Genomic DNA, 12,883 nt, shown 5'->3' on the forward strand with positions numbered 1-12,883 from the left:
CGCTGCCTTCGCTTTTGGTGTTCCTCTGTGTATCTACGGATTTTACCCCTACACACAGAATTCCACGCACCTCTCCAATACTCTAGTCTATTAGTTTCGAATATAGATACACAGTTGAGCTGTGAACTTTTACACCCGACTTAGTAGACCGCCTACGGACGCTTTACGCCCAATGATTCCGGATAACGCTTGCACCCTCCGTATTACCGCGGCTGCTGGCACGGAGTTAGCCGGTGCTTATTCTTCAGGTACCTTCAGCTATCTACACGTAGATAGGTTTATTCCCTGATAAAAGCAGTTTACAACCCATAGGGCTGTCATCCTGCACGCGGCATGGCTGGTTCAGGCTTTCGCCCATTGACCAATATTCCTTACTGCTGCCTCCCGTAGGAGTCTGGTCCGTGTCTCAGTACCAGTGTGGGGGAAAATCCTCTCAGAACCCCTAGACATCGCTGACTTGGTGAGCCGTTACCTCACCAACTATCTAATGTCACGCATGCCCATCTTTAACCGCCAAAGCTTTAAATAAGAAAAGATGCCAGATCTTATTATTATGAAGTATTAATCCCGATTTCTCGGGGCTATTCTCCAGTTAAAGGTAGGTTGCATACGCGTTACGCACCCGTTCGCCACTCGTGTACTCCCGAAAGAGCCTTACCGTTCGACTTGCATGTATTAGGCCTGCCGCTAGCGTTCATCCTGAGCCAGGATCAAACTCTTCATTGTAAAAATTTGTTCTTAAATGTCTCAGATTTATTATTCCTTAAAGAATTCACTTTATGGGATATTTGCTACTATTTTTAGGCTTGTTGCTTCAATATTTTCAAAGAACTTTCGTTTCTTTCTTTTATGCTTTTACCCTTTAGGGTCAATTGCGGCTGCAAAATTAATTTCTTTTTCTGAATCTGCAAACTTTTTTTTTAAAAAGTTTTAATTTTCTTTATCTCCTTCTTAAATCGTGTCTAACTATCTGAAATTGGTTGTTTTGCAAGTTTTAAAAGAACGTGTCGCTAAATGCGGATGCAAAAGTAATATTTATTTTTTAATCTCCAAGTTTATTTGTCTTTTTTATTTAAAAAAAAATCAAAAAAGTTTCAAATACTCTTTAACTCGTTGATTGAACTTATACTACATTTTTTAAATGAACATCTTCCTTAAAGCGGGGTGCAAAGATACATTCATTTATTTTAATTAAGCAAGAATTATTTCCTGAAAAATGAAATTATTTGAAAGGTTATTTTTATTTGCTTCTATATGTTGTAATTAGCAAATTTAGTTCACCAATTATTTTTTAAAACAGATCATTCTTCCGAGTCTTTTAGGATAGATAGGAGAAGGACTGAAATGTAATATTTACTGTTTTTGTAATATTTCTGTGAAGAAAAAATAGTTATCACGAAGTAATTTCGCTCCTGTTTTTATCTTTATTTTCCTGAAAAAAATAGGACCGTCAAATACAAAAGAGTGAAATTCTCCATTTTCACCGCAAGGATCGCATGCAGTTGGGAGATCATTCAGGAAGTTTTGATCGAAAATTCGCCCTGAAAATTTAGGATCGATTGCGCGTATATCGACGCAACTTATGATTGATTGAAAACCTTTTTTAATAAATTCATTCACGATTTCGCTTGTATTTATGCCCCATAAGGGGAAAATGGCTTGCATTCCAATGCGCGAAAGTTGAGAAATCCGGTAATTTTTAACATCCTCAAGATAAATATCTCCAAAAATAACACTTGATATTCCTTGCTTTTGAAAATGAGTTAGCGTCTTTACCATTATCATTTCATAATCTTCATTGCTGCAATTTTGAGGTATCTCAATCTTGTACAGGGGGATTCCAATTGATTTTGCCTGCTCTTCCAGTAAATCTACCGAAATTCCATGCATGCTTATTCTATTGTACCCTTCGGTGATGGTTGTAATTAAACTAAAAATTTCAAATTCACCTACTTCAAGTATTTTATGAAGAGCTAAGGCACTGTCTTTTCCTCCACTCCATGAAAAAATTACTTTGGTTTTTTCTTGTTTACTCAACGGCTAGTGTATAATTGGTTTGTTTTTCGGTGAAGATAATTTTGATGATTTCCAAAACTATAAAATCTACCAAAATATTTTCTGCTTTAAATTTTGGAATCATGGCCAGGTTGCAAAATTCATTTAAGGTAATTTGAGTATGATGATTCAGGTAGTTGAGGAGAATTTTTTCAGCTTCTTTGTATTCTATCTTGATTTGAATATTTTTTTCTTTTTTGTTCCATACCTTTAATAATATACGGTCTGCAAGTAAATTCTGATCTCCAACCCTGATAAAAATCATCATTTTTCCGTCATGATTCGGGGCTTTATGTGGAATACCGGTACGTTTGGCAATTTTAATTTCTAAAATTGGTTTACCATCAACAATCCATTCCTTGGCTTGAAAAGAAATAGGAGGGGAACAATACATCTCAGCCGCCGCTTCAAGCATGTGGTATTCTTCACTTGAATTGATACCTGTTATCGAACCATTATCTTTTACACCTATTAATAAGGTGCCTCCATCCGTATTGGAAAATGCAGAAAGCGTTCGTGCTATTTTTTTTGAATCGGTGATTTCGAACTTAAAATCTAATTGTTGATGCTCTCCCCGGGCAATTAAATCTTTTATGTATTTGTTTTTCGGATGCATATTGCTTTATACAAAAAGAGCTTCCTTTTTGGGAAGCCCTAAAATATTTATTGTAAGCTATTAAATAAATACCATGTTATCTTTGGCGGTGAATTTCTCACAATAGTTACATCTTAATTTTGGTTGACCCTCTTCATCAATATGAACATCAAATTTCGTTTCAATATTTTCGTTATTCGTAATACAATTTGGGTTAACACATTTTACAAATTGCTTGATGGTTTTAGGTAGCTCGACATTCTTTTTATAGACCACTGTAAAGTCTTTAATTACAATCAGTGTAGCTGTGGGAGCAACAAGTGCAATTTTATTCAATTCCTGAGCCTCAAAGTATTTATCGTTTACTTTGATGATGCCTTTGGTTCCATATTTCTGACTTTGCAAGTTGTTTCCAAACAGAATTTGGTTTGGAATGGCGTTCAGCTTTAATATTTTAACTACCTGAAATAAACTCTTTGCAGGAATATGATCTATTACCGTACCATTTTCAATGGCCGATACTTTTAATTCTTTTCTTAAATCACTCATTTTACACCAAGTATTGAGGTTAATATTGCTTGACGGACGTAAACTCCATTTTGAGCTTGTTGAAAATAATATGCCATGGGATTTGCATCTACATCTTGGGTAATTTCATTTACCCGTGGCAATGGATGTAATACCTTCATGTTTTCTTTGGCTTCTTCCAACATGCTGTTTCTCAAAATATATGCATTCTTTACTTTTTCATAATCAATTGGATCAGAGAAGCGTTCCTTTTGAATACGTGTCATATATAATATGTCAGATTTAGGAATTGCTTCGGTTAGATCGGTATATTGATAGTATCTTAATTTTGCATCTTTAATATGTCGTTTTACATAACTGGGTAATTTTAGTTCCGGTGGTGAAACGAAATGAAAAATGGCATTGAAATTACATAGGGCGATAACTAAAGAGTGAACAGTTCTGCCATACTTTAAGTCGCCAACAAAAGTAATATGAATATTATCAAGCCTACCTTGTGTTTTTCTGATAGAATATAAATCCAATAAGGTTTGACTGGGATGCTGGTTGGCCCCATCACCTGCATTGATAATTGGAACTGGGGAAACCTCACTCGCGTAACGTGCACTGCCTTCGCGAGGATGACGCATAACGATAATATCCGAATAATTGCTCACCGTAAGGATCGTGTCGTTTAACGACTCTCCTTTTTTAACACTTGAAGAGGATGCATCAGAGAATCCTATTACTTTGGCTCCTAAATAAGAAGCTGCACTTTCAAAACTTAGGCGGGTACGGGTTGAAGGTTCAAAAAACAGGGTCGCGATTACGTTTCCTTCTAATATTCTTTGTTTGGGGTTTTTCTCAAATTCTTCTGCAAGATCAAGTATTCTAAGCCATTCTTCTTTGCTGAAATCTTCGATGGATACTAAACTTCTGTTTTTCATATGTGGGTTTAAGTTTTGTCAAAAATAGGAAATTTTATACTTCTTTAAAATTGAAATTATGAAATTATGAAATATTAATTGAAAAGGAGGGATGGCTTCCCCGAAAAAGGGAAGCCATCCCTCGGTTTGCACATTTTCAAATTGTCACACCAGCCTGTGTGAGGCAGGTTTTCAAATTATTAATTGATCTTATACTCATCCCAACTTTTAATCGTAATGTCATCCATCGTGTATTTGCAGAATGCAATGATAAAGGCACTGGCTAATCTGGCATTTGTGATGAGTGGAATATTATGATCGACGGCCGCTCGACGGATGTGATAGTCGTTGTACAATTCATCCTGACTTAAATTTTTAGGGATATTGATGATTAAATCAAGTTTACGTTCTCGAATATAGTCGATGGTATTTGGCTTTTCTTTCGAATCGGGCCAATATAGAACCGTGGATTGAATCTCATTGTCAGCTAAAAACATAGCAGTGCCCTTGGTCGCAAATAAATTATATCCTTTCTCCACCAATAATCTCGCACTATTAAGCAGTTCAGTTTTTGATCGTGAAGGCCCTGTTGATAACAGAATGTTTTTCTTTGGAATATTGTATCCGACAGAAAGCATTGATTTAAGGATGGCTTCGTAATAATCTTCGCCAATACATCCTACTTCACCTGTTGATGACATATCCACTCCTAAAACTGGATCAGCTTTCGCCAATCGGGAAAAAGAAAACTGAGGTGCTTTCACCCCAATATATTCCAAATCAAATAATGATTTATCAGGCTTTTCGACAGGAATATCTAACATGATCTTAGTCGCTAAATCAACAAAGTTTGTTTTTAATACTTTGGAAACAAAAGGAAGACTTCGGGATGCCCTTAGATTGCACTCTATTACTTTAATGTCGTTGTCCTTTGCTAAATATTGAATATTAAAGGGACCTGAAATATTAAGTTCGGCAGCGATCCGATTCGTTATTTTTTTAATTCTACGAATGGTTTCAACATAAACTTTTTGCGGAGGAAACATCATTGTTGCATCTCCTGAGTGAACTCCGGCAAATTCGATGTGTTCGGAAATTGCATAAGCCAGCACTTTACCTTTGTCAGCCACTGCATCCATTTCAATTTCCTTGGTGTTTTCCATGAATTTAGAAACAACGACCGGATATTTTTTAGACACATTAGCGGCTAAATTTAAGAAGTGTTCCAATTCTTCCTTGTTAGAAACCACATTCATCGCTGCACCGGAAAGAACATAGGATGGCCTAACCATCACTGGAAACCCAACTTTTTCGGTAAATTCAAAAACATCCGAAACACTACTTAATTCCTTCCATTCAGGCTGATCTACTCCTAATGTATCCAGCATCTGAGAGAATTTATAACGATTTTCTGCACGGTCGATAGATTCGGGAGAGGTACCTAATATAGGTACTTGCTGATTATGTAGTCGTATAGCCAGATTATTGGGGATTTGCCCACCTACAGAAACAATCACACCTTTTGGGATTTCTAAATCGATGATGTCCATCACTCGTTCAAATGAAAGCTCATCAAAATATAAGCGATCGCAAATATCATAATCCGTACTTACTGTTTCAGGATTATAGTTAATCATTACAGATCGGTATTTCTGTTCTTTTACTGTTTCTAATGCATTTACACTGCACCAATCGAACTCAACACTGCTTCCAATCCGATAAGCTCCCGAGCCGAGAACAATGACCGATTGGCCGTCATTCTCATATTCAATATCATTGAATTCACCGTTATAAGTTAGGTAGAGATAATTGGTCTGAGCCGGATATTCAGCAGCCAGGGTATCTATTTGTTTTACTACAGGGATTATTTGATGGGATTTCCTGAAGTTTCGTATCTCCAGAATCTGCTGATCTGAACCTTCAAAATTTTCTTTAAAAATTGAACGTCCCAACTGAAAATCGGAAAATCCTGCTTGTTTGGCCTTTTTAAGGAGATTTATCGGTACTTCTTTTAAGTTATCGTAAGCAGCAATTTTTACGTTAATGTCAACAATATTTTGAAGTTTTTCTAAGAACCATCGGTCAATTTTTGTGAGTTGGTGAATCTTTTCAACACTCCAACCTTTTTGCATGGCCATTGCTATTACGAATATGCGCATGTCGGTTGGCCGACTCAATTCCGTCTCGATATCATCAACTTGAATCTCTTTATTGTCAACAAATCCATGCATAGCCTGGCCTATCATACGCAGGCCCTTCTGAATGGCCTCCTCAAAAGTTCGCCCGATAGCCATTACTTCACCTACACTTTTCATGCTGCTGCCAATTTCTTTTGAAACACCCAGGAATTTTCCCAGATCCCAGCGAGGAATTTTACAAACAATGTAATCTAATGAAGGTTCAAAGAAGGCAGAAGTTGTTTTTGTGACCGCATTTTTAATGTCGGGAAGCGCAAAACCCAGCGCTAGTTTTGCGGCAACAAAGGCAAGCGGATATCCTGTAGCTTTTGAAGCAAGTGCACTTGAGCGAGATAGTCGGGCATTAACTTCGATAACACGATAATCTTCAGAATTAGGATCAAGGGCATATTGAACATTACATTCACCAACAATTCCTATGTGCCGAATGATCTTGATTGAAAGCTGCCGTAATTTATGATATTCAGAATTGGTAAGTGTTTGAGAAGGCGCAACTACAATACTTTCTCCGGTATGAATTCCCAATGGATCAAAATTTTCCATATTACACACCGTGATGCAATTATCATAGGCATCTCTCACTACCTCGTATTCTACTTCTTTCCAACCTTTAAGTGATTCTTCAACCAAAATCTGATTAGAATAAGCAAACGCCTTTTCAGACATTGCCCTTAATTCATCTTCAGTATTACAAAAACCACTTCCTTGACCGCCTAAGGTGTATGCGGCTCTAATAATGACAGGAAATCCTAATTTTCGTACTGCTAAAATTGCATCCTCAACCGTATTTACGGCAAAACTTCGTGCTGATATGACCTCAATTTCATTTAATTTGTTAACAAAACTCTCCCTGTTTTCGGTATCCATAATTGCCCGGATAGGAGTGCCTAATACTTCAACATTATTGTTTTTTAAAATATCCTGTTTAAATAATTCAATACCGCAGTTTAAGGCAGTTTGACCTCCAAATGCCAATAAAATACCTTGCGGTTTTTCTTTTTTAATAACCTTTTCAACAAAGAATGGTGTTACAGGCAGGAAGTAAATTTTATCGGCAATTTTTTCGGAAGTTTGAACAGTGGCAATATTGGGATTAATCAGAACGGTTTCAATACCCTCTTCTTTTAATGCTTTTAAAGCTTGCGAACCCGAATAGTCAAATTCGCCGGCCTCACCGATTTTGAGGGCTCCCGAACCCAGAACAAGAATTTTCTTAATGTTGAGTTTCATCTAATTTATTATTTTTGATTTCAATTTTAAGTGACTAAAGTACTTCAAGTGAATAAATTACCAGCTATATGGACATTGAGCGAAGTCGAAATGTCAGATATGCTAATGCAGAGAAACTTCGACTACGCTCAGTTTCCTTTCCAAAGTAAAAAAATCTAATTGTCTCCATATTTTCTAATTTCTATCAATTTTCGGTCGCCAAAATCTCGCTAATCCGCCTAAACTTGTTTCTTTGTAAGCATCCTGTAAATCCTTACCGGTTTGCATCATGGTATCAACCACTTCATCAAAACTAACTTTGTGAACGCCATCCGATAATAATGCATATACTGCGCATTCCCATGCTTTAACAGCTGCAAATGCATTTCGTTCGATGCAAGGAATTTGAACATACCCTTGCAAAGGGTCGCATGTCAAACCTAAATTGTGCTCAAACCCCATTTCAGCAGCGTATTCAATTTGATTTGGGCTTCCGCCTTTTAATTGAGTTGTGGCTCCTGCAGCCATGGCACATGCAGTTCCAACTTCTCCCTGACAGCCTACTTCTGCGCCTGATATAGATGCATTGGTCTTTACAAAATTTCCAATGATACCGGCAGTAGCTAAAGCTTTTAAGATCTTAGCATCCGAAAGTTGATCATGTTCTTTTAAGAAATATAAAATTCCAGGTAAAACTCCGCAAGATCCGCAAGTGGGAGCAGTTACCATCAAGTTACCAGCTGCATTTTCTTCAGAAACGGCCAAGGCATAGGCAAATATTTTTCCAATATTTTTTTGAGATCCGGTGGCATTTTGTGATTTAACGAAATAAGATGAGGCTTTTCGTCTGAGTTTCAAGGTGCCGGGAAGAACGCCCTCATTTTCTATTCCTCTTTTAACAGCCTGTTGCATTATATCCCAGACTTCTGCCAGATAGTTCCAAACATCAGGGCCCTCAATTTCTTCAACATACTCCCACATTGATTTACCTTCTGATGAGCACCAAGCAAGGAGTTCTTCCATATGGGTAATTTTGTATATGCTCGTTCCTGAAAATTTCCCTGTTTCTGAAAAATCGCCACCACCAACACTATATACTTCATACTGATCGATTTCCTCATCTTGCTTATAAGCTTTGAAGATTAATCCATTGGGGTGTTTTGGTAAAAAAATTTCGGGTTTCCATATAATTTCTATTTCCTTGCCGCTAAATACTTTCTGTATACTTTCATCAGTTTGGTGACCTTTGCCTGTTGCAGCAAGACTTCCATACAACCATGCTTTATATTTATCAGCAGATGGATTTCTGTCCAGAAAAATTTGAGCAGCCTTACGCGGTGCCATACTATGACTTGACGATGGACCGTATCCTATTTTATATATTTCTTTTATACTTAGCACTTTTAAATGATTATTTTAGAATGACTATTTTTTTAACTTTTAACTCCCGCCCGAACGTTCCGTTCGGAACGGGCGGGCATAACTCATAACTTCTCACTTAATCAGCATTTTCATAAAGTCGTTAAATAAAAAATCGGTATCAGTTGGGCCACTTGATGCTTCCGGATGAAATTGTACCGTGAAGACTTTTTTTGTTTTATGTTTAATCCCTTCATTGGTTCCATCATTGATATTGGTGAACAAGGTTTCCCAGTCGGATGATAGGGTTGAATCGTCAACGGCAAAGCCATGATTTTGAGAGGTAATGTAAGCTTTTTTTGTATTTTTTAATATGACCGGTTGATTGTGGCTGCGATGTCCGTATTTTAGTTTATATGTTTTAGCACCCGAGGCCAGGGCCGTAAGTTGATGCCCCAAACAAATTCCAAAAATTGGGATTTTTTTTTCAAGAGAAATTTTTAGGTTAGCGATGGTGACATCACACATTTCCGGGTTACCCGGGCCATTCGAGATGAATAAACCGTCATAATCTTCATGATGGTAATTATAATCCCAAGGAACTCTTATCACAGTGGTATCTTTTTGTAAAAAGTAACGAATAATATTGTTTTTAACTCCACAATCAATGAGCAGGATTTTATATTTACCGGATCCATAGATTTGTTTTTTTGCAATGCTAACCTGTGCAACCAAATTCTCCTTATTCGGATCATAAAACTCACAATCAATATCATCAATAATTATTTTGCCCAGCATACAGCCTTTTTCACGGATTATTTTCGTCAGCTCACGTGTGTCAATTCCGTAGATACCCGGAACCTGATGTTCTATCAGCCAATCACCCAGACTTTTCGTTGCGTTCCAATGATTGTATTTGAATGAATAATCCGAAATAATCAAAGCCGAAACCTGTACTTTTTCTGATTCAAAAAATTTAAGCATTTGGTCTTCCTGTTCAAATCCGGGGACACCGTAATTCCCTACTAAAGGGTAGGTCAGCACAAGTAATTGTCCTTTGTATGATGGATCCGTTAAACTTTCGGGATAACCCGTCATGGCAGTATTGAAGACCACTTCACCTGCTGTGGATCCTTCGTAGCCAAAAGAAAAACCCTGAAAAATTGTTCCGTCTTCTAAAATCAGTTTAGCACTCTTTGATTGCTTCATTTTTATTTTTAATTGTTTGCGAGTATTTTAATACTTGAATTCAAGTTTACGATAATTTTCTGTATTACTTTTTACCAATGAATTAGTTATTTATTTTAATAAAATTTTACAAAATGGTTATTAAAAGAACAATATACCAACAAAAAAGTCTAAAAAAAAGCGGCTTAAAAAGCCGCTTTAAAATTATTTTTTCAATTTGTATTTAACGATGAAGTCGTCAACGATTTCCTCCAGGTTAGGATTTCCAATTTCTTGCAAATCATAATAAACCCTTGTAGAAGGTTTGTTGATTTTAATGATACGGTTCAAGTCAATTGGGGTTCCAATAACAACTGCATCACAGTCAACATTATTAATAGTTGTTTCCAGATCCTTCAATTGTTGTGCACCGTATCCCATTGCAGGTAATAAAATACCAATATTAGGATAAATTCTGAAAGTTTCAGATAGTTTACCAACTGTGAACGGACGAGGATCAACTAATTCGGCAGCACCGAATTTTTTTGCTGCAACTGTTCCTGCACCTAATTTCATTTCTCCGTGAGTTAATGTAGGTCCGTCTTCAACAACCAATACTCTTTTTCCTTTAATCAATGCAGGATTATCAACTTTTATTGGAGATGCACCATCCACAACAATTGCTTTTGGAGCTACTTTAGCAATGCTCTCGCGCACGGTTTGAATGTCTGCGGCATCAGCGGTGTCCATTTTATTGATAACGACAACATCAGCCAATCTTAAGGTTACTTCTCCAGGATAGTAAGTTAATTCGTGTCCCGGTCGGTGTGGGTCAACCACGGTAATGTTCAGGTCCTGAGTATAAAATGGGAAATCGTTATTTCCACCATCCCATAAAACCACATCACATCCATCCGGATCCTGTTCAGCAGCTCTTAAAATTGCTTCATAATCAACACCTGCATAAATTACGTTTCCACGAACAACATGTGGTTCGTATTCTTCCATCTCTTCAACCGTACATTTGTGTTTGGCAAGATCAGAAACCTTTGCAAAGCGTTGTACTTTTTGTTCGTTTAAATCGCCGTAAGGCATAGGGTGTCGAACCGCAACAACCTTTAATCCTTTGGCCATTAACAATTCGATAATTCTTCTTGAAGTCTGGCTTTTTCCGCAACCAGTTCTTACTGCACCAACAGCAATTAATGGTTTGGTACTTTTTACCATGGTGTCCTTAGGCCCTAAAAGAATAAAATTAGCTCCTGCTGCATTTACTCTTGCGCTCATTGCCATCACTCTTTGGTAAGGCACATCACTGTATGAGAATACACAGTCGTCAACCTTTAAATCTTTTATTAGTTTTTCCAAATCCTCTTCTAAATGAATTGGAATTCCTTCAGGATACAAATCTCCTGCAAGTTCTTTTGGGTACTTCCTGCCAGCAATGTCAGGAATTTGAGCAGCTGTATAAGCTACTACATTGTAAGCTTCATTGCCCCGATAATAGGTATTGAAATTATGAAAATCCCTTCCGGCGGCACCAATGATTAATACGTTCTTTTTCATCTGTTTTTTAATTTTAAAGTTAAATATGACAGATTTCGAATCCCGCAATGCGAGAGAACCTCACACAAGCAAAATTTTGAATATGTGATTCTTTCATGTAAAAAAATATATCGAGAGCAAAGGTAAAAAATAATAATGCATGGAAATTAGAATCTAAAAATTTTATTTAAGGTTATATAACTATCTGACATTCTAATCTTTATTTTTTCTAAGAATTCAGAAGTTGGAATACATCCTAATTTGTGAAGATGTCATTTGAAATTGTTAAATAAGATTTGAATATCGATCTCGTTACAATGGGTGTAAATATGTCGGTTATAAATGGCTTTGAAGCTTCCCGAGCAATTAAAAACTTGAGTCCGAATTTAACCGAGACTAATCCTTAAAGAATTAATGAATTATTTCTATCTACAAGGTTTAGAATAAAAGGGTTTTTATAAGATAAGTCATATTTAAATAAAATATTTGTTTGAATTCTTTTTTTTCTTAAATTTATTGGCTTAAAGCTATGCCTGTTAATATACGTAATGGTCATTATTTCATTATAATACTCACCATCATTTAAGGTCTGGCATATCATTCTATGGTCAAATTTTTTTATAAAGCTTAGTCCCAATAAATAAACCTAAAAAATGTATGATGAAAAAAGTAGTTTTATTGCTAATCGCTATATTTGTTTATAGCATTAGCTATACACAGCAGCGGGTTGTGACAGGTAGAGTTCTTCTATCAGATGATTTTGGAATTGGAAATATTTTAATAACCGCAAAAAAATCAAAAGCTACCGTATTATCAAATCCGGATGGAACTTTTACAATCTTTTGTGAGGACAATGATGTTCTTAAATTTAAATCAAAAAGTTTTTTTCCAAAAACCAAGTCGGTAAGTGGAATCGATACATTAACAGTTTATTTAGTTTTTAAAGAAGGACAAAAAAATGTTGATCTGGCTCACGAAGAAGGATATTTGTCAAATGAAGGAATAAAATTTATTTCACAAAATCTTTCAAATGCTTCGAATGATTTTTCAAGTTATAGCGATGTTTTCGAGTTAATCAGAGGTAAATTTAATGGAGTGGAAGTTGCCGGTAATATAGTTCGGATTAGAGGATCTCATTCACTATCAGGGAGTAATGCTGCTACTTATCTGGTTAACGGTACTTTTGTCAACGATATTTCGGATATCTTGCCAATTACTATTGAATCAATAAAAGTGTTAAAATCTACTGAGGCAGCTATTTATGGTTCGCAAGGCCTTTACGGGGTTGTCGTTATTAATACAAAAAAGTAGATTCTGAAACA

At 36.3% G+C, this 12,883-nt stretch carries 9 protein-coding genes and 1 rRNA gene; 1 reads left to right on the forward strand and 9 read right to left on the reverse strand.

Annotated features, from left to right (window positions below):
• The 9 genes from KKG99_12075 to KKG99_12115 all read right to left on the reverse strand — a co-directional run.
• Window positions 1-726, reverse strand: a 16S ribosomal RNA gene (locus tag KKG99_12075); the annotation flags it as partial.
• A 627-nt stretch (window positions 727-1,353) separates the two neighbouring features.
• Window positions 1,354-2,037, reverse strand: a complete 684-nt coding sequence (locus KKG99_12080; GenBank protein MBU1013734.1) for a diphthine--ammonia ligase — start codon at window positions 2,035-2,037, stop codon at window positions 1,354-1,356.
• On the reverse strand, window positions 2,030-2,671 hold the full coding sequence (locus tag KKG99_12085) for an ATP-binding protein (protein MBU1013735.1): 642 nt from the start codon (window positions 2,669-2,671) through the stop codon (window positions 2,030-2,032). The genes KKG99_12080 and KKG99_12085 overlap by 8 nt, the downstream gene beginning before the upstream one ends.
• Before the next feature lie 60 nt (window positions 2,672-2,731).
• Complete coding sequence (locus KKG99_12090) at window positions 2,732-3,199, reverse strand: aspartate carbamoyltransferase regulatory subunit (protein MBU1013736.1); 468 nt, start codon at window positions 3,197-3,199, stop codon at window positions 2,732-2,734.
• Window positions 3,196-4,104, reverse strand: a complete 909-nt coding sequence (gene pyrB / locus KKG99_12095) for an aspartate carbamoyltransferase (protein ID MBU1013737.1) — start codon at window positions 4,102-4,104, stop codon at window positions 3,196-3,198. Before pyrB ends, KKG99_12090 begins: the two co-directional genes overlap by 4 nt.
• Before the next feature lie 179 nt (window positions 4,105-4,283).
• Entirely contained in the window at window positions 4,284-7,511 is a 3,228-nt protein-coding gene (gene carB, locus KKG99_12100) for a carbamoyl-phosphate synthase (glutamine-hydrolyzing) large subunit (GenBank protein MBU1013738.1), read from the reverse strand.
• 174 nt (window positions 7,512-7,685) lie between these two features.
• Window positions 7,686-8,891, reverse strand: coding sequence for an L-serine ammonia-lyase (locus tag KKG99_12105; protein MBU1013739.1), 1,206 nt, complete (start codon window positions 8,889-8,891; stop codon window positions 7,686-7,688).
• A gap of 93 nt (window positions 8,892-8,984) precedes the next feature.
• A complete protein-coding gene (carA, locus tag KKG99_12110; GenBank protein MBU1013740.1) occupies window positions 8,985-10,058 on the reverse strand; it encodes a glutamine-hydrolyzing carbamoyl-phosphate synthase small subunit in 1,074 nt (357 codons plus the stop codon).
• 183 nt (window positions 10,059-10,241) lie between these two features.
• The gene (locus tag KKG99_12115; protein MBU1013741.1) at window positions 10,242-11,582 is read right to left on the reverse strand and encodes a cyclic 2,3-diphosphoglycerate synthase; all 1,341 of its coding nucleotides are present in this window, start codon (window positions 11,580-11,582) and stop codon (window positions 10,242-10,244) included.
• A gap of 636 nt (window positions 11,583-12,218) precedes the next feature.
• Between KKG99_12115 and KKG99_12120 the strand changes: the two genes are divergently transcribed.
• The gene (locus tag KKG99_12120; protein ID MBU1013742.1) at window positions 12,219-12,872 is read left to right on the forward strand and encodes a TonB-dependent receptor plug domain-containing protein; all 654 of its coding nucleotides are present in this window, start codon (window positions 12,219-12,221) and stop codon (window positions 12,870-12,872) included.
• Window positions 12,873-12,883 lie beyond the last annotated feature (11 nt).

The organism is Bacteroidota bacterium, assembly GCA_018816945.1.
GTDB lineage: Bacteria > Bacteroidota > Bacteroidia > Bacteroidales.

Bases quoted from the DNA above. Each gene is read 5' to 3' on its own strand.
- KKG99_12085 (MBU1013735.1), bottom strand. From the start codon at position 2,671: ATGCATCCGAAAAACAAATACATAAAAGATTTAATTGCCCGGGGAGAG.
- carA (MBU1013740.1), bottom strand. From the start codon at position 10,058: ATGAAGCAATCAAAGAGTGCTAAACTGATTTTAGAAGACGGAACAATT.
- KKG99_12090 (MBU1013736.1), bottom strand. From the start codon at position 3,199: ATGAGTGATTTAAGAAAAGAATTAAAAGTATCGGCCATTGAAAATGGT.
- carB (MBU1013738.1), bottom strand. From the start codon at position 7,511: ATGAAACTCAACATTAAGAAAATTCTTGTTCTGGGTTCGGGAGCCCTC.
- KKG99_12120 (MBU1013742.1), top strand. From the start codon at position 12,219: ATGATGAAAAAAGTAGTTTTATTGCTAATCGCTATATTTGTTTATAGC.
- pyrB (MBU1013737.1), bottom strand. From the start codon at position 4,104: ATGAAAAACAGAAGTTTAGTATCCATCGAAGATTTCAGCAAAGAAGAA.
- KKG99_12115 (MBU1013741.1), bottom strand. From the start codon at position 11,582: ATGAAAAAGAACGTATTAATCATTGGTGCCGCCGGAAGGGATTTTCAT.